25 protein-coding genes are annotated in these 24,009 nt (G+C 71.2%); 20 read left to right on the top strand and 5 right to left on the bottom strand.

The window, feature by feature from the left end; all coding sequences use genetic code 11:
• Positions 1-3: 3 nt before the first annotated feature.
• The 3 genes from hisC to ACYVGD_RS13190 form a co-directional block, all read right to left on the bottom strand.
• Entirely contained in the window at positions 4-1,098 is a 1,095-nt protein-coding gene (gene hisC / locus ACYVGD_RS13200; protein ID WP_460744236.1) for a histidinol-phosphate transaminase, read from the bottom strand.
• Entirely contained in the window at positions 1,098-1,733 is a 636-nt protein-coding gene (locus ACYVGD_RS13195; protein ID WP_460744235.1) for a VOC family protein, read from the bottom strand. The genes hisC and ACYVGD_RS13195 overlap by 1 nt, the downstream gene beginning before the upstream one ends.
• 109 nt (positions 1,734-1,842) lie before the next feature.
• Positions 1,843-2,634, bottom strand: a complete 792-nt coding sequence (locus tag ACYVGD_RS13190) for a hypothetical protein (protein ID WP_460744234.1) — start codon at positions 2,632-2,634, stop codon at positions 1,843-1,845.
• 36 nt (positions 2,635-2,670) lie between these two features.
• On the opposite strand from ACYVGD_RS13190, the gene ACYVGD_RS13185 reads away from it, so the two are divergent.
• From ACYVGD_RS13185 to ACYVGD_RS13160, 6 genes are read left to right on the top strand one after another with little or no spacing between them, the layout of a single operon-like run.
• Entirely contained in the window at positions 2,671-3,627 is a 957-nt protein-coding gene (locus ACYVGD_RS13185) for a Ppx/GppA family phosphatase (RefSeq protein ID WP_460744233.1), read from the top strand.
• 27 nt (positions 3,628-3,654) lie between these two features.
• Positions 3,655-4,527: a DMT family protein gene (locus ACYVGD_RS13180; RefSeq protein WP_460744232.1), complete on the top strand. Its 873-nt coding sequence runs from the start codon at positions 3,655-3,657 to the stop codon at positions 4,525-4,527.
• Positions 4,524-5,723, top strand: coding sequence for a glycosyltransferase family 4 protein (locus ACYVGD_RS13175; protein ID WP_460744231.1), 1,200 nt, complete (start codon positions 4,524-4,526; stop codon positions 5,721-5,723). Before ACYVGD_RS13180 ends, ACYVGD_RS13175 begins: the two co-directional genes overlap by 4 nt.
• 9 nt (positions 5,724-5,732) lie before the next feature.
• Complete coding sequence (locus ACYVGD_RS13170; RefSeq protein WP_460744230.1) at positions 5,733-6,542, top strand: sugar phosphate isomerase/epimerase family protein; 810 nt, start codon at positions 5,733-5,735, stop codon at positions 6,540-6,542.
• Positions 6,543-6,587: 45 nt separating this feature from the next.
• The gene (locus ACYVGD_RS13165; protein ID WP_460744229.1) at positions 6,588-7,523 is read left to right on the top strand and encodes a proline dehydrogenase family protein; all 936 of its coding nucleotides are present in this window, start codon (positions 6,588-6,590) and stop codon (positions 7,521-7,523) included.
• An 8-nt stretch (positions 7,524-7,531) separates the two neighbouring features.
• On the top strand, positions 7,532-8,338 hold the full coding sequence (locus ACYVGD_RS13160) for a CPBP family intramembrane glutamic endopeptidase (protein WP_460744228.1): 807 nt from the start codon (positions 7,532-7,534) through the stop codon (positions 8,336-8,338).
• Positions 8,339-8,341: 3 nt separating this feature from the next.
• On the opposite strand, the gene ACYVGD_RS13155 is transcribed toward ACYVGD_RS13160, so the two are convergent.
• Positions 8,342-9,304, bottom strand: coding sequence for a cation diffusion facilitator family transporter (locus ACYVGD_RS13155; protein ID WP_460744227.1), 963 nt, complete (start codon positions 9,302-9,304; stop codon positions 8,342-8,344).
• A 102-nt stretch (positions 9,305-9,406) separates the two neighbouring features.
• Here ACYVGD_RS13155 and ACYVGD_RS13150 point away from each other — a divergent pair, with 102 nt between their 5' ends.
• The 7 genes from ACYVGD_RS13150 to ACYVGD_RS13120 all read left to right on the top strand — a co-directional run bounded on the left by ACYVGD_RS13150 (position 9,407) and on the right by ACYVGD_RS13120 (position 15,393).
• On the top strand, positions 9,407-10,444 hold the full coding sequence (locus ACYVGD_RS13150) for an aspartate-semialdehyde dehydrogenase (RefSeq protein WP_460744226.1): 1,038 nt from the start codon (positions 9,407-9,409) through the stop codon (positions 10,442-10,444).
• Between the two features lie 3 nt (positions 10,445-10,447).
• Positions 10,448-11,263, top strand: a complete 816-nt coding sequence (gene proC / locus ACYVGD_RS13145) for a pyrroline-5-carboxylate reductase (protein ID WP_460744225.1) — start codon at positions 10,448-10,450, stop codon at positions 11,261-11,263.
• Between the two features lie 27 nt (positions 11,264-11,290).
• Positions 11,291-12,436, top strand: coding sequence for an acetoin utilization protein AcuC (locus ACYVGD_RS13140; protein WP_460744224.1), 1,146 nt, complete (start codon positions 11,291-11,293; stop codon positions 12,434-12,436).
• A gap of 332 nt (positions 12,437-12,768) precedes the next feature.
• Positions 12,769-12,993 (top strand): helix-turn-helix domain-containing protein, encoded by a 225-nt coding sequence (locus tag ACYVGD_RS13135; RefSeq protein ID WP_460744223.1) that lies wholly within the window; start codon positions 12,769-12,771, stop codon positions 12,991-12,993.
• Positions 12,994-13,252: 259 nt separating this feature from the next.
• Complete coding sequence (locus ACYVGD_RS13130) at positions 13,253-13,354, top strand: 30S ribosomal protein bS22 (protein WP_042842924.1); 102 nt, start codon at positions 13,253-13,255, stop codon at positions 13,352-13,354.
• Between the two features lie 13 nt (positions 13,355-13,367).
• Positions 13,368-14,393, top strand: coding sequence for an NAD-dependent epimerase/dehydratase family protein (locus ACYVGD_RS13125; protein ID WP_460744222.1), 1,026 nt, complete (start codon positions 13,368-13,370; stop codon positions 14,391-14,393).
• The gene (locus ACYVGD_RS13120) at positions 14,386-15,393 is read left to right on the top strand and encodes a lysophospholipid acyltransferase family protein (protein WP_460744221.1); all 1,008 of its coding nucleotides are present in this window, start codon (positions 14,386-14,388) and stop codon (positions 15,391-15,393) included. The genes ACYVGD_RS13125 and ACYVGD_RS13120 overlap by 8 nt, the downstream gene beginning before the upstream one ends.
• 224 nt (positions 15,394-15,617) lie before the next feature.
• Here the strand turns inward: ACYVGD_RS13120 and ACYVGD_RS13115 are convergent, their stop codons facing one another.
• Positions 15,618-16,412 carry an HAD family hydrolase gene (locus ACYVGD_RS13115; protein WP_460744220.1) on the bottom strand — a complete coding sequence of 265 codons (795 nt, stop codon included), beginning with the start codon at positions 16,410-16,412 and terminating at the stop codon, positions 15,618-15,620.
• An 84-nt stretch (positions 16,413-16,496) separates the two neighbouring features.
• On the opposite strand from ACYVGD_RS13115, the gene ACYVGD_RS13110 reads away from it, so the two are divergent.
• The 7 genes from ACYVGD_RS13110 (at position 16,497) to hemB (ending at position 23,969) form a co-directional block, all read left to right on the top strand.
• Positions 16,497-17,981, top strand: a complete 1,485-nt coding sequence (locus ACYVGD_RS13110; protein ID WP_460744219.1) for a class I adenylate-forming enzyme family protein — start codon at positions 16,497-16,499, stop codon at positions 17,979-17,981.
• Entirely contained in the window at positions 17,978-18,214 is a 237-nt protein-coding gene (locus ACYVGD_RS13105) for a glutaredoxin family protein (protein WP_460744218.1), read from the top strand. Before ACYVGD_RS13110 ends, ACYVGD_RS13105 begins: the two co-directional genes overlap by 4 nt.
• Positions 18,215-18,348: 134 nt before the next feature.
• On the top strand, positions 18,349-19,026 hold the full coding sequence (locus ACYVGD_RS13100) for a redox-sensing transcriptional repressor Rex (protein WP_460744217.1): 678 nt from the start codon (positions 18,349-18,351) through the stop codon (positions 19,024-19,026).
• Between the two features lie 35 nt (positions 19,027-19,061).
• Positions 19,062-20,336 carry a glutamyl-tRNA reductase gene (locus ACYVGD_RS13095; protein ID WP_460744216.1) on the top strand — a complete coding sequence of 425 codons (1,275 nt, stop codon included), beginning with the start codon at positions 19,062-19,064 and terminating at the stop codon, positions 20,334-20,336.
• Positions 20,333-21,289, top strand: a complete 957-nt coding sequence (hemC, locus tag ACYVGD_RS13090) for a hydroxymethylbilane synthase (protein WP_460744215.1) — start codon at positions 20,333-20,335, stop codon at positions 21,287-21,289. Before ACYVGD_RS13095 ends, hemC begins: the two co-directional genes overlap by 4 nt.
• Positions 21,290-21,336: 47 nt before the next feature.
• A complete protein-coding gene (locus ACYVGD_RS13085) occupies positions 21,337-22,989 on the top strand; it encodes a bifunctional uroporphyrinogen-III C-methyltransferase/uroporphyrinogen-III synthase (RefSeq protein WP_460744214.1) in 1,653 nt (550 codons plus the stop codon).
• Positions 22,989-23,969 carry a porphobilinogen synthase gene (gene hemB, locus ACYVGD_RS13080; protein WP_460744213.1) on the top strand — a complete coding sequence of 327 codons (981 nt, stop codon included), beginning with the start codon at positions 22,989-22,991 and terminating at the stop codon, positions 23,967-23,969. The genes ACYVGD_RS13085 and hemB overlap by 1 nt, the downstream gene beginning before the upstream one ends.
• Positions 23,970-24,009: the final 40 nt, after the last annotated feature.

Here is a 24,009-nt window from a genome sequence, read left to right as displayed (position 1 = left end):
CCCTCAGCGCTGGAGGCGTTCGGCGGTCTCGAGCACGAGGCGGTTCGCCTCGGGCTCGCCCACGGTGATGCGTACGCCGTCCTGGTTGTCGCCCGCCACGTAGGCGCGCACCATCAGGCCAGCGGCGGAGAAGACGTCCGCGTACTCCTGCGAGCGCTCGCGCGCAGGAAGCCACACGAAGTTGCCCTGGGCCGAGGGCACGGCGAAACCGAGGCCGCGCAGGCCGTCGGCGAGCCGCTCGCGCTCGACGACGAGGGCGTCCACGCGCTCCTGCAGTTCGGCCTGTGCGTCCAGCGAAGCGACGACGGCGGCCTGTGCGGGCGCGGAGACACCGAACGGCAGCGTGCACGCGCGCAGCGCGGCGGCGAGGTCGGGGTGGGCCACGGCGTAGCCCACGCGGAACCCGGCGAGGCCGTACGCCTTCGAGAAGGTACGCAGGACCACGACGTTCGGGAACCGCTCCCAGACCTCCAGCCCGCGCGTGGCGGCGGGATCGGTGACGAACTCGACGTACGCCTCGTCGACCAGCACGAGCACGTCGTCGGGCAGGTCGGCGACGAACTCGACGAGGTCGTCGTGGGGGATGGTCGGCCCGGTTGGGTTGTTCGGCGTGCACAGCATCACCACGCGGGTGCGTTCGGTCATGGCGGCCCGCATCGCCGCCAGATCGTGCTCGCCGTCGGCGGTCAGCGCCACGGGCACGGGGGTCGCGTCGGCGAGCTGGACGGCGATGGGGTAGGCCTCGAAGGACCGCCAGCCGTAAACCACCTCGGCACCGGCCTCGCAGGCGGCGTGGAGGACGGTGGCCAGCACCGTCACCGAGCCGGTCCCGAAGACCACGTTGTCGGGGGCGACCGCGACACCCTCGCGCGACAGGAACTCGGCGAGCCGACGGCCTATTTCGGTGTTCGACGCGTCGGGGTAGCGGTTCATGTGGGCGCACGAGGCCTGGACGGCCTCCAGCACGCCGGGCAGCGGCTCGTACGGGTTCTCGTTGGACGAGAGCTTGTAGGACACCCCATCGGGGCCCGGGGGGGCGGGCTTGCCGGGACGGTACGGGGGCAGGCCCGCGACCGAGCCGCGGATGCGGACAGCCATCAGACGCGGACCTTGCCGTTGGCGGTGCGGAAGTGGGCGGCGACGATGCCCGGCGTGCCGTGCGGCGCGATCCACTCGATGTCGAAGTCTCCGAACAGGTCGGCGCACGAGCCGCCCAGCCAGTCCTGGAGCCGGTTCTTGTCACCGGCGACCTCGAGGCGGATCAACTCGACGCTGCCCTCGAGCGCGCGGGGGAGGACCGACTCGTCGGAGGTCCACTTCAGGAAGAAGGGGAGCTGCGGGTCGGCCTGCAGGCCCTTGACGCCCACCTGCTTCCAGCTGAGTCGGCGTCCATCGGGGAAGTTGCGGGCACCGTCGACCGCCTGGCGGCCCAGTCGCTCCTCGTAGGGGGCGAGGTCGTCGACCGAGACGGCCCAACCGAGCCAGCCGCCGCCGGCCTCGGAGCGGGCGCGGACGACCTGACCGAACGGCGCCTTGTCGGCAGCCGGGTGGTCGAGGACCTCGACGATCTCGATGTAGCGGTCGTCGGCGAGCGGGATCACCCGGTTGCGCGTGCCGAAGGAGGGGTGGAACCCGCCGTTCAGGGAGTCCTGTCCGATGAGCGAGCTCAGGCGCTCGGCAGACTTGACCAGGCCCTCGGGGCCGGCGGCGAACACAAGGTGGTCGAGATGCATGGCCCCATTGTGGACCCCTGTGATCCCAGCACAAACTCAGGGACCCCTCGGTCGCGGCGGCATCGCACTGGCGTACAGTCTGCAGGTCGAGCCGTCGCCCACGTGCGGTTCATCGACCGCCCGCGACCCCTCCGGTTGTCCGCGCGGTCGCCGGGTGGACCGTCCGGGCGCCGCCGGCGAGGAAATCCTCGCAGTGGTCGACCAGCGTGGCGTACGCCGCCGGCCCCATCAGCTCCACGAGCTCGTCGCGCGAGCTCACGTAGACCGGGTCTTTCCCCGTGTGGGCCTCGGTGTTCGACGTGCAGTACCAGTCGAGGTCGTGGCCGCCCGGTCCCCAGCCCCCACGCACGTACTCGCCGATCGTCACCTCGGTGTAGGTCGACTCGTCGGCCAGGGTGACCTCGCGATACTGGCGTCGGATCGGCAGCTGCCAGCACACGTCGGGCTTGGTCTCGACGAAGGACACCTTCTCGTCGGCGGCGAGCACGTGCAGGGCGCACCCGGAGCCGGCGGGGAACCCCGGGCGGTTGAGGAAGATGCAGGCGCCGTCGACGATCCGTGTCTTGCGTGCGGGCTCCTCGCCCTCGGCGACCGTCTCCGGGTCCTCCGGCTCGGCCCAGCCGCCGGCCAGCCCCTCGTCCCGCAGCTGCCACTGCTCGGCGGTCAACCGGGCGGCCGCCCGGCCGACCCGCGCCTCGTCGTCGGCGTCGGAGAAGTGGGCGCCCAGCGTGCAGCAGCCGTCGTCGGGCCGGTCGGCGTAGATGCCGCGGCAGCCCGACCCGAAGATGCACTGCCAGCGTGAGGTGAGCCACGTGAGGTCGCAGCGAAACACCTGGTCGTCGTCGGCGGGATCGGTGAACTCGACGAAGTTGCGGGGGAAGCGGGCCAGGATCTCGGGCATTCGTCGAGTCTATGATCTCGGCGCTAGGGTTCGTGGGTGCGCCTCGGAGTGATCGACATCGGTTCCAACACCGTCCACATGCTCGTCGTGGACGCCCGCGTCGGAGGCGCGCCCGTCCCGGCTGTCTCCCACAAGCGCGAGCTGCGGCTGGCAGAACACCTCGAGGACAACGGCACGATGAGCCGCAAGGGCATCGACGCGCTCGTCGAGATGGTCGGCGAGTGCGGCGTTGTCGCCGAGGACACCGGTTGCTCCGACGTCCTGCCGTTCGTCACTTCCGCGCTGCGCGAGGCGTCCAACTGCGACGAGGTCATCGCCGAAGTCAAGGAGAAGACCGGCATCGAGCTGCGCGTCCTCTCCGGCCACGACGAGGCCCGCGCCACGTTCCTCGCCGCCCGCCGCTGGTTCGGCTGGTCGGCCGGCACGCTCGCCGTCTTCGACATCGGTGGTGGCTCGCTCGAGATGGCCGTCGGCCCCGACGAGGAGCCCGAGATCGCCCTGTCCGTCCCGGTCGGCGCGGGACGCATGGCGCGCTCGTTCGGCCCGCGCGAGCGGGTGAAGGTACGCCGTCACGCCCGCACCGAGATCGGGGCGGTCATCGGTGACGTGCTCCGCCGCGGTCCGTTCGACCGGGCCGTGGCCACCTCGAAGACCTTCCGCACGCTCGGTCGCCTCACCGGCGCCGCGCCCGCCGCCGAGGGCCCCTTCGTCCGCCGCGTCCTGCGCCGCGACGACCTCGCGGAGGTCATCGAGAAGCTGGAGTCGATGAAGCCCGAGAACCGCGCCGGGCTGCCCGGCGTGTCCGAGGGACGCTCCGCGCAGATCCTGGCCGGTGCCGTCGTCGCCGAGTCGGTGATGGAGCTCGCGGGCCTCGACGAGCTCATCCTGTGCCCGTGGGCGCTGCGCGAGGGCATCATCCTCAACCACCTCGACCACCTCGAATACTTCGCCGACGGCTCGATGCGCACGCGCCGCCTGCGTCGGCGCGACTGAGCCCGGACGGGACCTAGGCTGACCACAATGCTCACACCCTCCGCACCGCTGGCCGTCATCATCTCCGTCCTCGGCACGTTCTGCTATGCCGGGGGCATCGCGCTGCAGCACCACACCGTGGGGCAGGGCGGCAAAGACTCCGTCGGCTTCTCGGCCTTCCTGAAGCTGCTGCGCAACCCGCGTTGGCTCCTGGGCCTGCTGCTGATCGGCGGGTCGGCTGGTTTCCACCTGACCGCGCTCACGTTCGCGCCGATCACGCTCGTGCAGCCCATCGGCATCCTGTCGATCGTGTGGGCCGTGCTGCTGGAGATCCGCCAGAGGCGGCTGGAGTCGAAACCGTCGCTGTGGCTGACGGTCCTCGTCGCCGTGGTCTCGCTGGCCGCGTTCGTCGTGCTGGCCTCGCTGAAGTCGCAGGCCACCGACCACCTCGCGCTCGCACCGGTGGTCACCACCGCCATCCCGATCGTGCTGCTCGCCGCCCTCGCCGGGCTGTCCGCCCTACGCGCCCGCGGCGCCTGGCGCGCGTTCTTGTGGGCCGCGTCAGCGGCCATGGTCTACGGCCTGGCGACGGGGTTCATCCGTGTGGGCCTCATCACCCTCAGCAAGCCCGACCCGTTCCGCTCGCCGTGGCTGTGGGCGACGGTCGCGGTGCTGGTGTGCGCGTACGGTGGCGCGGCCTGGGTCGTCCAGCAGTCGTTCGCTGCCGGCCGGGCCTCGGTCAGCGTCGGCGTCATGACCACCGTCGACCCGGTCATGGCCGTCCTGTTCGGCGTCTTCGCCTTGGGCGAGGGCTCCGGCATCGGCGCCGGGCACGCCATCCTCATGGTCCTCACCGCCGCGCTGGCCTTCGGCGCCGTCGGCATCCTCTCCATGCGTGGGGACCACCCGGAGCACGCGTGAGCGTACGCCGGGTCGCCCTGGTCAGCGACTACAGCCTCGACGTCCTGGGCGGTGCCCAGACGGCTCTCGTCGAGCAGGCCCGGGCGCTCGCCGTCGGCCACGAGGTCGTTCTGGTGGCCCCGGCGTCCCGGCGCCTCGCGCGGGTGGGGCGCGACCTCGGCATCGAGGTCATCGGCCTGCCCGCCGCGCTCTACGTCCCGTTCGCGCAGGTCGTCTCGGTGCGCAACACCCCCCGTACGCGGGAGGTCGTCCACCGCGCGCTGGCCGGCGCGGACGTCGTCCACCTCCACTCGGAGCTGGGCCTGGCGACCGCCGCCCTGCAGGTGGCGCGGGCCCGGGGGATCCCCGTGGTCGAGACGATCCACTGCTGGTTCCACACGAGCTATCCGATCCAGTGGCTGCTGCCGCTGGTCGTGCCTGTCTACCAGCGGCTCGTCGCGGGCACCCGCTGGCGGCGGCGTCCGCTGGCCGACCTGCCCGGGGACGCGGCCCTGCGGGGCCTGACGTACGCCGTGGCCGAGCAGGCCGACCGGATCGTCGTGCCGTCGCAGCACGTGGCCGACCAGGTGACCGCTGCCGGGCTGGGGCCCGTGGACGTCATCCCCAACGCGCTGGCCGTGCCACCGGAGGCCGAGGTGCTCGACGAGCACACCGCCGCCGGGCCGCTGCGGGTCGTGTGGATCGGCCGTGCGGTCGAGGAGAAGCGCCTGACGTTGTTCGTCCGCGCCGTCGTCGCGGCCGCGGAGCGTCTCGGTCCGGGGCGGCTCCAGGTCGAGGTCATCGGGTCGGGCGAGTCGCTGGTGCGGGCGCGGGCCATCGCGCGCGGGCGCCCGGAGGTGACCTGCCGTGGCCGGCTCCCGCACGCCGAGGTGCAGGAGCGCATCCGGGCCGCCCACGTCATGGTCCTCACCTCGTGCGGCTTCGACAACCAGCCCATGACTGTCGTCGAGTCGGTGATGGCGCTGCGCGGCGTCGTCCACCGCGACCCGGCGCTCACCGAGGGCCTCGACGGGGGAGCGGGCATCCCCGCGTTCGGAGGCGTCGACGAGCTGGCCGCCACCCTCGTCCGGCTCGCCGACGACCGTGCGGAGGTCGTCTCCGCCTCACGCGCCTGCCTGGCGGCCCGGCGAACGTTTCTGGGGGAGGCGTACGTGGAGCGCGTACTCTCCTGCTACACGCGCGCCGGCGCTGGATAGTCTGGTCCGATGGAGCAGATTCTGGTCTCGATGAGCACCACGTGCGCCTACCCGGAGTCCACGGCCGCGGGCTTCGCGTACGCCAGCCGCCTGGGCTTCGACGGCATCGAGGTCATGGTGGGCCTCGACTCCACATCGCTCGACGTCGACGCCCTCGAACGCCTCCGCGACCACCACCAGGTCCCCGTGGTGTCGATCCACGCGCCGACGCTGCTCGTGATGCAACGGGTGTGGGGATCCGATCCGTGGGAGAAGCTCCAGCGTTCCGCCGACGCCGCCACGCGCCTCGGGGCGTCGACCGTCGTGGTCCACCCGCCGTTCCGCTGGCAGGGTCGGTATGCCTCGGACTTCGTCGCCGGCGTACGCCGCCTCACCCAGGAGACCGGCGTGGAGTTCTGCGTCGAGAACATGTATCCGTGGCGCGGGCCGCGCAACAACGAGTTCAAGGCCTACCTGCCCGGCTGGGATCCCAGCGAGCTCGACTACGACCACCTCACCCTCGACCTGTCGCACGCCTCGACCGCGAAGCAGGACTCGTTGCAGCTGGCGAAGGCGTGGGGCGACCGCCTGCGGCACGTCCATCTCACCGATGGGAGGGGCTCGTTCAAGGACGACCATCTCATGCCCGGTGCCGGTGACCAGCCCGCCGCCGAGCTGCTGGAGCACCTGGCGACGACCGGCTGGCGGGGCCACGTGGTGCTCGAGGTCAACACCCGAGGTTCCGGCGGCAAGAAGGGACGCGAGGCCGACCTGGCCGCGTGCCAGGAGTTCGCGCGGCGCCACCTGGGGCACCCGACGACGTCGCAGGACGACAAGTAGCCTGAGGCAGAGACCCCGGGAGGTCCGGGGAGATGGAGGAGCGACGTGGATCCCGTACGCCAGGCCCTGATGTCGGTGGCTCGCAACGAACAGATCAAGGACGTCGCCATGGGGCTGCCCCCGACCCGCAAGGTCGTGGATCGCTTCGTCGCCGGTGAGCAGGCCGACGATGCCGTCCATGCGGTGGCCGACCTGGGATCGCGCGGCATCGTCGCCACCATCGACCACCTTGGCGAGGACACCACCGACCTCGACCAGGCCCAGCGCACCGCCGAGGCCTACCTCGTCCTGCTCGAGAAGCTCGGTGAGGCCGGGCTGGCCGCGGGCGTCGACCTGTCGCTGAAGCTCTCGGCGCTCGGCCAGTTCCTCGGCGAGCGCGGTGAGCAGCACGCGCTCGACCACGCCCGGGCCGTCGCCACCGCCGCCCGCAACGCCGGTGCGACGATCACCATCGACATGGAGGACCACACCACGACGTCCTCCACCCTCGGCATCGTCAGCGAGCTGCGCAAGGACTTCCCGTCGACCGGCACGGTGCTGCAGGCCTACCTGCGCCGCAGCGAGGCCGACTGCGCCGAGCTGGCCACCACCGGGTCGCGCATCCGCCTGTGCAAGGGCGCGTATGCCGAGCCGGAGACGGTGGCGTACACGACGAAGAAGGAGATCGACCGGGCGTACGTTCGCTGCCTGCGCACCCTGATGGAGGGCGACGGCTACCCGATGGTCGCCACCCACGACCCGCGCCTGGTCGCGATCGCGCTCGACCTGGCCTCGCGCAACCACCGCGAGAAGGACTCGTGGGAGCTGCAGATGCTCTACGGCATCCGTCCCCAGGAGCAGGACCGGCTCGCCGCCGAGGGCCACACGATGCGCGTCTACATCCCCTACGGCACCGACTGGTACGGCTACCTCGTGCGCCGTCTGGCCGAGAAGCCGGCCAACCTGTCATTCTTCCTGCGCGGCCTCGTCGACCGCCGGTGAGCGAGGCGGTGACGCTCCCGACGCGGGGTGAGCCGGCCGCGCACCCGCGCCCGTTGGTCGAGCTCGCGCTCGTGCTGGGCGTGTCCCTGGGGGAGTCGGCGATCTACTCGATCCTGCGGATCGTCGAGCGCATGACGCGCGTCGACCAGCCGCTGGCCAAGCAGACGGCCCAGATGAACCAGTCGGTGGCGGCGGAGCGGCCGTGGCTCGACCTGTCCTACCAGATCGCGAACCTCGTCCTCCCGCTCGTGCCGGTGGCGCTGGCGCTCTACTTGCTGGCGCAGTGGGAGGGCCCACGGTTCGCCCAGTGGGACCCGCGCGGGGTCGGCACGCGGCGGCTGGGGTTCGACCACCGCCGTCCGGTCTTCGACCTTGGCTGGGGGCTTGCGATCGCCGCTGGCATCGGCATCCCCGGGCTGTTCTTCTACTTGGGTGCACGCCAGCTCGGCCTCAACGTGGACGTCCAGCCCGGCAACCTCGCCGAGAACTGGTGGACCGTCCCCGTCTACGTCCTCGCCGCCGCGATGAACGGCATCCTCGAGGAGGTCATCATGATCGGGTATGCGTTTGTCCGGCTCCGCCAGGCGCGCTGGTCGTGGCCGGCGGTGATCGTCGTCAGCGCGGTGGTCCGCGGCTCCTACCACCTCTACCAGGGCTTCGGCGGGTTCGCCGGCAACGTCCTGATGGGCATCCTGTTCGGGCTGCTGTACCTGCGGCTGCGCCGCGTCGGCCCGCTGGTCGCGGCCCACACGATCATCGACGTCGCCGCCTTCGTCGGCTATGCCTCGCTCCACGACCGGGTCGGCTGGCTCTGAGGTTCACTCCGAACCGAGGGCGTGGGTGCGGGTGCGGTCGGGGGTCGGGTCGTCCTCGATGCGTACCTCGCCGCGGGGCCGGTCGCGGTAGGCGCGGGGGTCTTCCAGTGGCTCGAGATGGGTGAGGACCTCGAGGTCCGGCACCGCCTGGCGCAGCTCCGTCTCGAGACCCTCCACGTAGTCGTGGCCCTGCTGGACGGTCCAGCCGGCGGGCACAAGGACATGGACGCTCGCGTACCGCTGGTGGCCGGCCTGACGGGTCTGGAGGCCGTGGAAGTTGATGGTCTGCGACGTGCGCCGGCGCAGCACACCCACGATCGCCGCGTTCTCCTCCGGGGGAAGCGTGACGTCGAGCAGGCCCTCGAGGGACTCGGAGACGAGCTGGGAGCCGGTGATGATGATGTTGATGCCGACGAGGAACGCCACGATGGCATCGAGGCGGTCCCACCCGGTGAGCCACACCATCAGGACGCCGATCACGACGCCCGCCGACGTGACGACGTCGGTCATGAGATGGCGGCCGTCGGCGGTGAGGGTCAGGGAGCGATGACGCTCGCCGGCGCGCAGCAGGACCAGCGCCACACCACCGTTGACGAGGGAGGCGACGACCGAGATGCCCAGGCCCAGGCCGACGTCCTCCAGCGGCTTCGGGTGGACGAAGCGTTCGACCGACGTGACGAGGATGACCGCCGCCGCGACGAAGATCATCATGCCCTCGATGGCGGCCGAGAAATATTCAGCCTTCGCCCGCCCATAGGTGAACTTCGAGTCGGCGGGGCGTGCCGAGACCCTCAGTGCGACGAGGGCGACGACGGCGGCGACCAGATTGACGATCGACTCGGCGGCGTCCGACAGCAGGCCGACGGAGCCGGTGACGGCCCAGGCCCCGGCCTTCAACGAGATCGTCAGCACGGCCGCGGCGATGGACAGCCATGCGTACTTCGACAGGTCTTGGCGCTCGGACACGGCCACGAGTGTCGCACGACCCTCTCGCCGCTCGGAAATGGTCGGGCGTCCACGACGGGGCCACGTACGCTGTCCCCAGCCGATTTTCTAGGGAGATTCACCATGCGCGTTGGAGTGTTCGGAGCGACCGGCCAGGTGGGTGGCGTCATGCGCACACTGCTGGAGGAGCGTGACTTCCCAGTCGACGAGATCCGCTACTTCGCTTCGGCGCGCTCGGCCGGGAAGACGCTGCCGTGGAAGGGCTCCGACGTCGTCGTCGAGGACATGGCGACCGCCGACTTCGCCGGCCTCGACATCGCCCTGTTCTCCGCCGGCAAGACCGCCTCGAAGGAGTACGCGCCCAAGGTCGCCGCCGCGGGCGCGATCGTCATCGACAACTCGTCGGGCTGGCGCATGGACCCCGAGGTCCCGCTGGTGGTCTCCGAGGTCAACCCCGACGACACGATCGACCCGCCCAAGGGCATCATCGCCAACCCGAACTGCACGACGATGGCGATCATGCCGGTGCTCAAGCCGCTCGCCGAGGCCGCGGGCCTGCAGCGGCTGGTTGTGGCGACCTACCAGGCCGTGTCCGGCTCCGGCGGCGCCGCGGTCGGCAACTTCGCCGACCAGGTCCGCGCCGCCTCCGACCTCGAGGGTCTGACGTTCGCCGGTCGCATCGACGAGGTCACCGACCCGGCCCCCTACGTGAAGCCGATCGCGTTCAACGCCCTGCCGCTGGCCGGCTCGATCGTCGACGACGGCTCCGGCGAGACCGACGAGGAGCAGAAGCTGCGCAACGAGTCGCGCAAGATCCTCCACCTGCCCGACCTGCTCGTCGCCGGCACCTGCGTACGGGTCCCCGTGTTCACCGGCCACTCGCTTGCGGTCCACGCCGAGTTCGCCGACGACCTCACCCCCGAGCGTGCCCGCGAGCTGCTGGCCGACGCCCCGGGCGTCGAACTGATGGACGTCCCGACCCCGCGCGACGCCGCCGGAGCCGACCCCTCCTACGTCGGCCGCATCCGCGCCGACCAGTCGGCACCCGCCGGCAAGGGTCTGGTCATGTTCGTGTCGAACGACAACCTCCGCAAGGGCGCGGCGCTCAACGCCGTCCAGATCGCGGAGGTCGTCGCCGACAACCTCGGACGAAAGGGCTGAGCCGTGGCACGGCTGGCCATCATCGGCGCCGGCGTGATGGGCGAGACCGTCCTCAGCGGTCTCGTCTCCGCCGGCTGGGACCCCGCCGACATCGTCATCACCGAGCGTCGCCCCGACCGCAAGGCCGAGCTGGAGAAGCGCTACGGCGTCCGCGTGTTGACCAACCCCGAGGCCGCCCGCGAGGCGCCGACAGTGCTGGTCGCCGTCAAGCCGCAGGACATCGAGCCGGTGCTCGACGACCTCGCCCCCGAGCTGCGGCCGGGCGCCGTCGTCGCCTCGATGTGTGCCGGCGTGGCCACGTCGACGATCGAGGCGCGGCTGCCCGAGGGCACCCCGGTCATCCGTGTCATGCCCAACACCCCCGCGCAAGTCTCCGAGGGCATGGCGGCGATCTCGGCCGGGCGTACGGCCCTGCCGGAGCACCTGAACGCTGTCACCGAGGTCCTGTCGGCCACCGGCCGCGTGATGACCGTGCCCGAGAACTACCAGGACGCCGTGACGGCGATCTCGGGATCGGGGCCGGCGTACCTGTTCTTCGTCGTCGAGGCGATGATCGACTCCGGCGTCCACCTGGGCCTGCCGCGCGCCGTGGCGACCGAGCTGGTCGTGCAGACCATGCTGGGCTCGGCCAAGCTCCTCAGCGAGTCGGGGGAGCACCCGACCGTGCTGCGCGAGCGCGTCACCTCGCCCGGCGGCACGACCGCCGCGGCCGTACGCGCGCTCGAGCTCGCCTCGGTGCGCTCGGCGTTCATGCAGGCGATGGAGGCCGCACGGGACCGATCTGCCGAGCTGGGCGCGAAGGAGCGCGACAGGCCGTAGGGTGGCGCCCAACGATCGGAGGTCGCAATGACGCGAGCATGCCTGGTCCACTCGGACGCCCTGACCCGTTACGACTTCGGCACCGGCCACCCCATGGCCCCGGGCCGGGTGCGCCAAGCCGTCGAGCTCGCCCGCCAGCTCGGGGCGCTCGACCACGTCGATCTCGTCGAGGCGCCCGACGCCGACGACCTGCTGGTCGGGCTCGTCCACAGCGAGGACTACGTCGCCGCGGTGAAGTCCGATCGCGTCCAGACCCACTACGGAATCGGTACGCCGGACAACCCGCTCGTGCTGGGGATGCACGGCACCGCCGCGCGCGTCGCCGCGGCGACCACCGAGGCGGCCCGCCTCGTGTGGACCGGTGAGGCCCGCCGTGCGGCCAACATCTCCGGGGGGCTCCACCACGCCATGCCGTCGGCGACCAGCGGCTTCTGCGTCTACAACGACTGCGCCATCGCGATCCGCTGGCTGCAACAGCAGGGTGCGGGACGGATCTGTTACCTCGACACCGACGCCCACCACGGCGACGGCGTGCAGGACATCTTCTACGACGACCCGGACGTGCTGACCATATCGCTGCACGAGTCGCCCATCCACCTGTTCCCGGGCACCGGGTTCGCCAACGAGACCGGTGCCAAGGGGGCCGAGGGCTCGGCGGTCAACGTGGCGCTGCCACCCGACTGCGACGACGCCGGCTGGCTGCGGGCGTTCGACGCGATCGTGCCGCCGGTCATCGAGGCGTTCGAGCCCGACATCCTCATCAGCCAGCACGGTTGCGACGCCCACGCCGAGGACCCGCTGACCGACCTGCAGCTCAGCGTCGACGGGATGGCGAGGTCCTACCAGATGGTCGCCGACCTCGCGGACGCCCACTGCCACGGCCGCTGGGTCGCCACCGGCGGCGGGGGGTACGCCGTCGACAACGTCGTGCCCCGCGCCTGGGCCCATCTCATCGGCGTGCTGGGCGGTCACCCGATCCCCGTCGAGACGCCCACCCCCGAGGCGTGGCGTGAGGCCATCGGCCCCGACGCGCCACGGTTCATGGGCGACGGGGCGCGGACGGAGTTCGACCCGATCTCCTGGGGCTATAACCCGTCGAGCCGGCTCGACCAGGCCATCATCGCCACGCGTAGGGCCGTGTTTCCCGACCTGGGGCTCGACCCGGACTACTGAGCCGGCCGGACCACCACGCTGGGGACGATGGGGGAGTGCGTCGTCCGATCTCGCTGACCCCCGCGTCCAGGTACAGCGCGACGGGCGAGGACGTCGCGCTGAGATGTACGCGTGCTCGGGCTGATCGGCCCCGGTCACAGCGGGCCGCGTACGCCGTCCGGGTCGACCCCGCGCCGGGAGGCCGAGACGACGAGGCTGGTCGCCTGCGGGACTCCACCGCGGGCTGACCCCGACTTTCGCGGCGCACCTTTTACCACTACTGTCACTCCCAGCGCGTGCAACACGCCGGAGGGGAAGCCGGCGGTTCCGACACGCGCGGGGAGAAGCGTGCAATGAGCGAAGAGAAGCGTCCCGGCCTGAAGCCGGTCGACGGCCTTTCCGACGTCAAGTTCCTCACGGTGGCTGAGGTGGCGGCGCTCATGCGCGTCTCCAAGATGTCGGTCTACCGCCTGATCCACGGGGGCCAGCTCGAGGCTGCCCGCTTCGGTCGGAGCTTCCGCGTGCCCGAGAAGGCGGTCAACGACTACCTGCGCGGCTCCTACTACGACGTCGGCTGAGCCTGCGCGAACGCGGTGCCACGCCCACTCCTCAAGCGTGAGCGCGCCGCCCACGGGCTCAACCTGCGCCTGAACGGCCGACTGGCTCGCCCCTCCCGGCGGGTGGTCGGCCTGGAGCCGCTCCGTCGCCGTCAGCGTTTGGTCGATCCGGCCATGAGTAGGTAGGATTCCGTACTTGTCCGGCCATCCGCCGGGCGCGCCCCATCCTGCTGGTCCAGCGACCGCGACGGGGCGGTTCCAACTCTGAGAGGCTCCACCTGTGGGTTCGGTCATCAAGAAGCGCCGCAAGCGCATGGCGAAGAAGAAGCACCGCAAGCTGCTGAAGCGTACGCGCATCCAGCGTCGCCGCGCCGGTAAGTGATCCGAGGGTCCCCATGTCACGCGTCGTGCTCGTCACCGGGGTCGCGCGCGATGTGGGGGCCAGATTTGCGCGTGCACTCGCCGCGACCGAGACCTGCGAGGTCCTCGGCCTCGACGTCGCGTCACCCCGCCATGACTTGGCCGGGGTGACGCTCGTCCGCGCCGACGTCCGCAGTCCGATCGTCCAGCGCCTCGTCGTCGACCGCGGTGTCGACACCGTCGTCCATCTCGGGCTGGTCGAGTCGGCCAAGAGCCGCGCGATGGCCAAGGAGTCCAACGTCATCGGCACCATGCAGCTCCTCGCTGCCTGTCAGAAGGCTCCCGCCGTCACCAAGTTCGTCCTGATGAGCTCGGCCGTCGTCTACGGCTCCGGGCCGCTCGACCCTGCCCGTTTCACCGATACGATGGCCCGGCGTACGCCCAGCTCCCCCGGCTTCGCCCGCGACTGCCTCGACGCCGAGTCGTACGCGAGCGGCCTCGAGATGCGCCGCCCCGACGTGACCGTCACGACGCTGCGCATGGCCAACCTGATGGGCGCCGGCGTCGACACCCCGCTCACGCGCTATCTCGCGTCCCCCGTCGTCGTACGCCCCCTCGGCTACGACGGCCGCCTCCAGTTCGTCCACCCGGCCGACGTGGTGGCCGCGCTGACGACCGCCGTCGAGCAGGACGTCCTCGGCACCTACAACATCGGTGCCCCCGACGTCCTCACCCTCACCCAGGCCGCCGCCGTCCTGGGCCGCCCCTCGGTCGGCGTGCTCCCCGACGTGCCATCACCGGCACTGGCCCTCGCCCGGAAGATGGGCATCACCCGGGTCACGGAGGACCAGCTCCGCGGCATCCGTTACGGGCGCGTCATGGACACGTCGCTGTTCACCGAGACCACGGGCTTCGAGGCCCACTACTCCTCGCGCCGCGCGCTCGAGGAGTTCGCCGCACTCGGACAGCCCGGCCTCATGTCGATCGAGCGGGTGGACAGGGCGCTGGACGCCGCAGCCCGTATGCTCGCACCGACCCCCGGGAGGCGTACGCATGGCTGATCGCGACGACGGCGCGCGCGGCGACCGACCCGACCTCCGACACCTGCTCATCGAGCTCGCCGGTGCCGGCGTCGAAGCCCTCGAACGCATCCGTGACACCGACGAGCTGGCCCGTCTCGCCGACGACCCCTGGGACACGCTGTTCACCGCCGGCCAGCGCATCGGCGTCGAGTGGCAGGGGTCCTTGGAGGAACTCATCGCGTTCGCCCGCACCCGCATCTCCGGTGACTACGCCGTCGACGAGTTCGGCTACGACCCCGAGTTCACCGACCGCATCGTCATGCCCGCGCTGCGCTTTCTCGCCACCCGCTGGTTCCGTGTCGAGGTACGCGGCCTCGAGAACGTGCCCACCGAGGGCCACGCGCTGCTCGTCAGCAACCACGCCGGCGCCATGCCTGTCGACGCCCTCGTCCTGAACTCCGTCGTCCACCACGGCCTCGGCCGCCAGCCGCGCATGCTCGGCGCCGACCTCGTCTTCAAGACCCCGTTCAGCCACGACTTCGCCCGCCGCATCGGCGCCACCGTCGCTTGCCCCGAGGACGCGGCCCGACTCCTCGACAACGGCGAGCTCGTCAGCGTGTTCCCCGAGGGGTTCAAGGGGCTCGGCAAGCTCTACTCCGAGCGCTACCGCCTCCAGCGGTTCGGCCGCGGCGGCTTCGTCTCCACGGCCCTGCGCGCGCAGGCGCCCATCGTGCCGGTGTCCATCGTCGGCTCGGAGGAGATCTACCCCCTCCTGTCCAATGCGCCCGGCCTCGCGAAGGCGCTCGGCTTCCCCTACTTCCCGATCACCCCGCTGTTCCCCTGGTTCGGCGTCCTCGGCATGGTCCCCCTGCCCAGCAAGTGGATCATCGAGTTCGGCGAGGCCATCACCACCGACGAGCTCGGCCCAAACGCCGCAGACGACCCCATGACGGTCTTCCAGATCACCGACCAGGTGCGCCTGACCATCCAGAACAAGCTGTACGCGTTGCTCGCCCAGCGGGACCACGTGTTCTTCTAGCGTGCTGGTCCGGCTCGCGCCCGCGCGCCGGGGTCCGGCGTCTTCATCGCCCCCGCGGCGGCCTTCCAGCACCGGGCGAAGTCGTCGCGGGGCGATTCCTTTGTGCTCTTCCAGACGCCGGGGTGCGCTTGCCGACGCTCGCCGGGAGTCCGCTTCTTGCCCGGGGCCAGCCAGGCATTCACCCGCGGGGTGCGGGTGTGTGCGGGCTGGAGGGGTGATGCCGCTCAAGGGCGAACTTGTTTGGCCACCTTCATCGCGTGCATCTTGAGGGCGCCGAGGCCCAGACCCACGACTGCGGTGGCGCCGACGATCGCGCGGCGGCGACGGCCGGGCGCGCGGAACTCGTGGACGGGCCAGCCGCGCTCGCGCGCTATGCCGAGCAGGTGGTCGTCGGGGTTCACCACGTGGGGGTGACCGACCAGCTCCAGCATGGGCAGGTCGTTGCACGAGTCGCTGTAGGCATGGCACTCCACCAGGTCGTAGCCGTGCTCGTCGGCGAGCCGGCGTACCTGCACCGCCTTCTGGGGTCCATGGAGGAGGCCGTCGACCAACCGGCCGGTGTAGACGCCGTCGCGGGACTCGGCGCGAGTGCCGAACCCGCCGGTGAGGCCGAGGTGCTGCGCTGCCACCTCCGCGACCTCGCTGGGAGCCGCCGTCATGAGCCAGACGGGGATGCCGGCCTCGAGGTGGCCCTCGGCGAGGGCACGCGTCTGGGGCCAGATCCGGGCCGCGATCGACTCGTGGTAGATCGCGGTCACGTCGGCAGTGAGTTCGTCGACGCGGCGTCCGCGGATGAGGCCAAGGATCGTCTCGCGGGCCTCGTGGATGTGGCCCTCGTGCTCGCGGCCGGTCGCCCGGAAGACCGACTCGAGCCACAGCGCACGCAGGATGAGCGAGATCTTGAAGTAGCGGCGTGCATACAGGCCCTTGCCGACCTGGATCATCGACGTACCCCGCACCAACGTGTTGTCTAGGTCGAAGAACGCGGCTGAACGCACACCCGAACCCTCCTCAGACATAGAGCCACTTTAGTCGTGGGAGCCGAACATGGGCAGGTCCGGGGGCCTGACGACGGGTCGGAACCGCTGTGCGACAGTGGGTTCATGCCCACCGATCAGACGGTCACCAGTGGTGACAACAATCTGGCCGACGCCGTACGCCGCCATGCGCGGTCCCGTCCGGAGGCCGTCGCGCTCGTCGAACGCGGTGACCGGCGGCGGGAGGTCACCTGGGCCGAGCTCGACCGGTTGGTCGACCAGTCGGCGGTCGCGTACGACGCGCTCGGACTCGTGGCCGGGCAGCGGGTGGCCATCGTGATGGCCAACTCGGTCGACGCGGTGTCGGCCTGGCTCGGTGCGCTCCGCGTCGGTGTGGTGGCCGTGCCGTTCAACCCGCGGCTCTCGGACGCCGAGATGGCGCGTGAGCTCGTGTCCTGCGGGGCCACGATCATCCTGACCGACGACGACCGCCAGTTGCCCGACGGCGTACGCCCTGTCTCGCTGACCGGTCACGGCGACGGTGTCGAGGTCACGCGGATCGCCTCGGTGCCCGACCGCGAGGCGCTGGCGGCGCTGGTGTTCACATCCGGCAGCCAGGGGGTGCCGCGGGCGGCGATGTTCACCCACCGTGCGCTCCTCGCCGCCTGCCAGCAGGCCGCCCGTGCCGGCCTGGGCGCGGAGGATGCCGTGGCGCTGGCCATGCTGCCGCTGTGCCACATGTACGGCCTCAACGCGGTCGTCGGCCTCACCCTGCATGTCGGCGGGACCACTGTTCTTGTCGAGGGGATGGTGGATGACCTGTGTGACCTGATCGTCGCCGAGAAGGTCACCCACCTGCCCGTAACGCCGTCGGTGCTCTACCGGTTACAACAGGACCCGGGGCTGCCGGAGGCCACGCGCAGCCTGCGTCTGGTGAGCTCTGGCGCGGCGCCCATGCCGGCAGTGCTGGGGGAGCGGTTCACCCTCCAGACGGGCCTGCGCGTCGAGCAGGGTTACGGCCAGACCGAGGCGTCGCCGGGCATCGCGTCCACCTTCGGCCACGAGCTCCGCGGCCCCGGCCACGTCGGCCGTGCACTGCCTGGCGTGGAAGTCCGCATCGGCGACGGATCCCATCCGCACGACCCGGCCGAGGTCCACGTCCGCGGGGCCAACCTCTTCTCGGGCTACTGGCCCGACGGGGCGGAGGCGCCCGACGCCGATGGCTGGCGCGCGACCGGCGACGTCGGCTACATGCAGGGCGACGACCTGTTCCTGCTGGATCGCGCCGGGGAGCTGATCATCGTCTCCGGCTTCAACGTCTACCCGAGCGAGATCGAGGAGGTCCTCGAGCAGCACGAGTCGGTCTCTGGGGCCGCGGTCATCGGTGCCCCCGACGAGCGCACGGGCGAGCGCGTCGTCGCCTTCCTCGACGCGGCGAAGGGCCGCAAGGTCGAGCTGGCATCGGTACGTGCCCTCGCGCGTGAGAACCTGGCTCGCTACAAGGTCCCGGCCGAGTTCATCGTGCTCAAGGAGATCCCGCGCACCCCGACGGGCAAGCCCCGCAAGGGCGACCTGCGCAACATGCTCGACCGGATGGAGGAAGAGGTGTGACCGGGCCCCGCGTACGCATCCTCACACGTGTGGGCTGCCATCTGTGCGCCGAGGCCGTCGCCGTGGCCGAGCGCGTGTGTCGCGAGAAGGGTTGCACGTTGGAGCAGGTCGACGTCGACTCCGACCCCGCCCTGCGCGCCGAGCACACCGACCACGTTCCCGTGACCTTCGTCGATGGCGCGAAGCACGCCATCTGGTTCCTCGACGAGGACAAGCTCCGCGCGGCGCTCTAGGGAGCTCCTCGTCTCGCGCGCGAGGGCGCGCGGGCGCGAGCTGGAGTAATACGCGTCACGGTTGCTTGTGCCGTTCTTCACAAGCGGCCTAGGCTGGTCAGCGTTCGTGGCCGCACGCGTCGGGAGGGGGTCGGGTGTCCGACTCAGAGGTACGCCGCCCGGGGATCCCCGAGGCCACCGTCGCGCGCCTGTCGGCTTATCTGGGCGTGTTGAACGCGCTGTCCGCGCGCGGTGTGGCGACGGTGTCGTCGGGGGAGCTCGCGAGTGCGGCGGGCGTGAACCCGGCCCAGCTGCGCAAGGACCTTTCCCACCTTGGCTCCTACGGGATCCGGGGGGTGGGCTACGAGGTGCCGTACCTGCGGTTCCAGCTCGACCAGCACATCGGGTCGGCCGAGCACTGGCCGGTCATCATCGTGGGCGTCGGCAATCTGGGGCGTGCCCTGGCGAGCCATGCGGGGGTGTCGCAGCGCGGGTTCAAGGTGGTCGCGCTGTTCGACGACGCGCCCGAGCTGATCGGGCGGGAGATCGAGGGCGTACGCATTCATGCGGTGGCGGAGCTCGCGCACGTCGTCACCGATCCGGCGGCGACCATCGGCGTGATCGCGACGCCGGCCACGGCGGCCCAGCAGGTGGCGGACCGGCTGGTCCTGGCGGGTGTGCGCTGCCTGCTGAACTTTGCGCCGATCAACCTGGAGGTGCCTGCCGACGTGACGCTTCGTAAGGTCGACCTCGGCTCGGAGCTGCAGATTCTGGCGTACCATCGACAGGCGTCACTGGCCGACGAGATCCGCCCCGACACGGTTCTCGGTTGATCGTCGTCCCGCGTCCCCGAAGAGAAAGTCCTGCCTTGAGCATCCTGGTCGTCAGCGTCAACCATCGAACGGCCCCCATGGACCTCCTGTCGCGACTCTCGTTGGACGCGCCGACCACGACGAAGATGCTCCACGCGCTGGTCGAGAACGAGTACGTCGACGAGGCCGTGGTGCTGTCGACGTGCAACCGCACCGAGGTGTATGCGTCGGTCACGAAGTTCCACCACGGCCTGGCAGGTGTCGTCGGCCTCCTGTCGGAGGCCAGCAGCGTCCCGCTGGAGACTGTTCACGGCTCGGTAGAGGTGTTCTACGACGAGGCGGCGGTCAGCCACTGCTTCACGATGACCTCGGGTCTCGACTCGATGGTGGCCGGTGAGCACCAGATCCTCGGCCAGGTGCGTCACGCCCTGGCCCACGGCCAGGCGGAGGGCACGGTCGGCACCGCGTTGAACGCGCTGTTCCAGCAGGCGCTGCGTGTCGGCAAGCGGGTCCAGTCGGAGACGGCCGCCGGATCAGCCGGCCGTTCGCTGGTCACCGCCAGCCTCGATCTTCTCGACCAGCTCGACCGTCGTGTCGACGGCCGTCGCGTCCTCATCGTCGGTGCGGGATCGATGGCGGCGCTGGCCGCCCACACCGTCGCCGACCGGGGTGGGGTGATCACGTTGGTCAACCGCACGCTGGAGCGTGCCGAGAACCTGGCCCGCGCCGTCGGGGGCACTGCCCGCCCGATTGACGACCTCGACGACGCGATGGCGGCCGCGGAGGTGTTGATCACGTGCACGGGCGCACGTGGCCTGGTGCTGGGCCCCGATCGGCTCCGCGACACGGGCATCTCGGGGGTGGTCGACCTTGCGCTGCCCGCCGACGTGTCCGACGAGGTCGGCGACATGGACGGCGTCGAGCTGGTGAACCTGGGGCGCCTGCAGAGCGAGGGTGGTTTCGATGCCGCCGGCTCGGTCGAGCTGCGGCAGGCCCACGAACTCGTCGAGGGCGAGGTGAAGGACTTCCTGAGCCTGCGTCGCGCGGCCGCGGTCACGCCGACGGTCGTCGCGCTGCGGACCATGGCCAACGACGTCATCGGTGCCGAGTTGGGGCGCCTCGACCAGCGCATACCCGACCTCGACGAGGCGATGCGCGCGGAGGTGGCCACCACCGTCCGGCGCGTCGTGGAGAAGCTGATCCACCAGCCCACGGTGCGGGTCAAGGAGCTGTCCCGCGAGCCCGACTCTCCCGACTACGCCGGGGCGCTGCGCACGCTGTTCGCGCTCGACACCGACTGTGTCGAGGCCGTTTCGCGGACCACGCGATGACGCCCCTGCGCATCGGGGCCCGGAAGTCGCCCCTGGCGGTCGCCCAGGCCGAGGCCACGCGCGCCGCGCTCGCCGAGCGGGGCGTCGAGGCCGAGCTCGTCGGCATCACGACCGAGGGCGACACCGACCGCCGCCACCTGACCGAGATCGGCGGAACGGGCGTGTTCGCGATGGCCGTCCGCCAGGCGCTCCACGACGGCCGGATCGACATCGCCGTCCACTCGATGAAGGACCTGCCGACGGCGCCGGCCGACGGGCTCGTCGTCGCCGCCGTCCCGCAGCGCGAGGACGTCCGTGACGTACTCGTCGGTCGGCCGCTCGACGAGCTGGCCGACGGTGCGGTCGTCGGCACGGGCTCGCCGCGGCGCGAGGCCCAGCTCGCCGCTCACCTGGCTTCGCGCGGCATCACCGCCGAGTTCCGGCCCGTGCGTGGCAACGTCGACACCCGGCTCGGTCTCGTGCGCGACGGGGAGGTCGACGCTACGGTCCTGGCCGCCGCCGGACTGCGCCGTCTGGGCCGTCTCGACGGTCTCGAGCTGCCCCACGAGGTCGTCGGGCTCGACGTCCTCCTGCCCGCCGCGGGCCAGGGCGCGCTCGCCATCGAGGTGGCCGAGCGTGCCGACCGCGTACGCGAGCTCGTCGCGACGCTCGATCACGCTCCCACGCGTGCCTGCGTGACGGCCGAGCGCGCGTTCCTGCGTGCCCTGGAGGCCGGTTGTCTGGCCCCGGTGGGGGTGGCTGCGTCGCTCGAGGAGCGGGATGGTACAAAGGCGGATTTGACTCTCGCCGCCGTTATTGGGAGAACATTCATGAGCACCTCGTCGACGGATGGCGCCGATCCGCTGCTGCGGGTCACGGCCACCGGTGACGCAGGTTCGCCCGAGGCGTTGGGGGAGACCCTGGCGCGGACGGCACTGGCCCGGCTCGGGCTGCCACAGACCAACGATCAGTGACGTGCCCGGGACCACGGGTGCAGCACAGGCAGGACGCGGAGGCACCGTTGACCAGCGCATCAGCCCGCACGCCCGACAGGTCCTCGACGTCTGCCGCCACCCCGGCAGCCCGCGGACGTGTGATCTTCGTCGGCACGGGCCCCGGTGACCCCGACCTGCTCACGCTGGGCGCCGTCGCGGCTATCGCCGACGCCGACGCCGTGGTCTGCGACCGCGACCACCTGCTGCCGTTGTTCGACCACCCGCAGGTCTCCTGCGCCGAGGGCGTCGAGCCGCAGGTCCTGCCGTTGCAGTCCAACGGCAAGTTCCTGCCGCCGGCCCAGCGGGCCAAGATCGTGCTGAAGCTCGCCGAGGACGGCGGTCGTGTCGTGCGCCTCGTCGCCGGCGACCCGTTCCTCGACGGCGGCATCGCCGACGAGGCGGCGGCCTGCGTGCGCGGCGGCATCGAGTTCGAGGTCATCCCCGGCGTCTCCACGATGATGTCGGTGCCGGAGTACGCGGGCGTACCCCTCAACAACGCCGCGGGCACCCATTTCGTGTCGGCGATGGACAAGATCACCAAGACCCAGTCGTCGCAGTGGGCCTCCGCGGGCACGCTGGTCGTGTCGACGCGCGCCTCGCTGGTGGAGGAGGCCGCGGCCGCGCTGCTGGCCGGTGGACGCGCCGAGTCAGAGGCATGCCTGCTGACCGTCTACGGCGGCTCGACCGAGCAGAACTCGGTCGCCGTGCCGCTGTCGGACCTGGCGAACGCGCTGCAGGAGCTCGAGCTCGACGAGGACGAACCCGTCAACCTCATGGTCGGCCCGGCCGTCGAGCAGCGTGAGGACGACCTCGCCTGGTACGAGACGAAGCCGTTGTTCGGCTGGCGCGTCCTGGTGCCCCGCACCAAGGACCAGGCCGGCCCCATGACGAACCGCCTGCGCTCCTACGGTGCCCAGCCGGAGGAGGTCCCCACCATCTCCGTCGAGCCGCCGCGCTCGCCGCTGCAGATGGAGCGCGCCGTCCGCGGGCTCGTCGAGGGCCGCTACGAGTGGGTGGCGTTCACCTCGGTCAACGCCGTCAAGGCCGTCCGCGAGCGCTTCGAGGACTACGGCCTGGACGCCCGCGCGTTCTCCGGCCTGAAGGTGGCGGCCGTCGGCCACGCCACCGCCGCGTCGCTGCAGTCGTGGGGCATCGAGCCCGACCTCGTCCCCACCGGCGAGCAGTCGGCCGCCGGCCTGGCCGCCGAGTGGCCGCCGTACGACGAGGTCCTCGACCCGATCAACCGCGTCTTCCTGCCGCGTGCAGACATCGCCACCGAGACGCTGTCGGCGGGCCTGTCGGAGCTCGGCTGGGAGGTCGAGGACGTGACGGCGTACCGCACCGTCCGTGCCGCTCCGCCGCCCGCGCCGACGCGCGAGGCGATCAAGACCGGCAGGTTCGACGCCGTCGTGTTCACCTCCAGCTCGACCGTGCGCAACCTCGTCGGCATCGCCGGCAAGCCCCACGCCACGACCGTCATCGCGGCCATCGGTCCGGCGACGGCACGCACGTGCGAAGAGCACGGCCTGCGTGTGGACGTCATGGCGCCCAAGCCGAGCGCCATCGAGCTCGCCGACTCCCTCGCCGCGTTCGCCTCCGACCGCCGCGACGCCTTCGTGAAGGCCGGTGACCCCGTCACCAAGCCGTCCGAGCGCAAGGCCGGGAAGAAGCGTTCCTGATGGCGGCGCGCGAGCTGCGCGTACGCCCGCGCCGGCTGCGTGCGTCGCCCGTCATCCGGGCGATGGTCGCCGAGACGTCGGTCGAGCCGCGCCAGTTGATCCTGCCGGTGTTCGTGGGGGAGGGGTTCGCCGAGCCGCGCCCCATCTCGTCGATGCCGGGCGTGGTCCAGCACACGATGGACTCGCTGCGCAGGACCGCGGTCGAGTGCGTCGAGGCCGGTCTGGCGGGGATCATGCTGTTCGGCCTGCCGGAGCACAAGGACGCCTCCGGCTCCGGTGCCCTGGCCGACGACGGCATCCTCAACGTGGCGCTGCGGGCCGTGCGTGACGAGGTCGGCGACGACCTGCTCGTCATGTCCGACGTCTGCCTCGACGAGTTCACCGACCACGGCCACTGCGGCGTCCTCACTGACTCGGGTGTCGTCGACAACGACAAGACGCTGGAGCTGTACGCGCGGATGGCCGTCATGCACGCCGAGTGCGGCGCCCACGTCGTCGCCCCGTCGGGGATGATGGACGGTCAGGTCGGCGCGATCCGTGAGGCGCTCGACGCCGCGAGTCACACCGGCACGGTGATCATGGCCTACGCGGCGAAGTACGCGTCGGCGTTCTACGGGCCGTTCCGCGAGGCGGTCGCGTCGTCGCTGCAGGGCGACCGCAAGACCTACCAGCAGGATCCTGCCAACGTGCGGGAGGCCCTGCGCGAGATCGACCTCGACGTCGCCGAGGGCGCCGACATCATCATGGTGAAGCCCGCCCTGGCCTACCTCGACATCATCCGCGCGGCGCGCGAGCACACCGACCTGCCGATCGCGGCCTACAACATCTCCGGCGAGTACGCGATGGTCGAGGCCGCCGCGGCCAACGGGTGGATCGACCGCGAGAAGGCCATCGACGAAACGCTGACTTCGATCCGTCGTGCCGGCTCGGACATCGTGCTGACCTATTGGGCGCTGGAGCACGCCCGGCGCCCCCGCTAGCACACCGACCTCGGGGCGATCGCCTTCCCGAGCTGGTGGA

The organism is Mariniluteicoccus endophyticus, assembly GCF_054780035.1.
The sequence above is the reverse complement of the archived record's forward strand: the minus strand, read 5'-3'. Positions and strand labels throughout refer to the sequence as shown.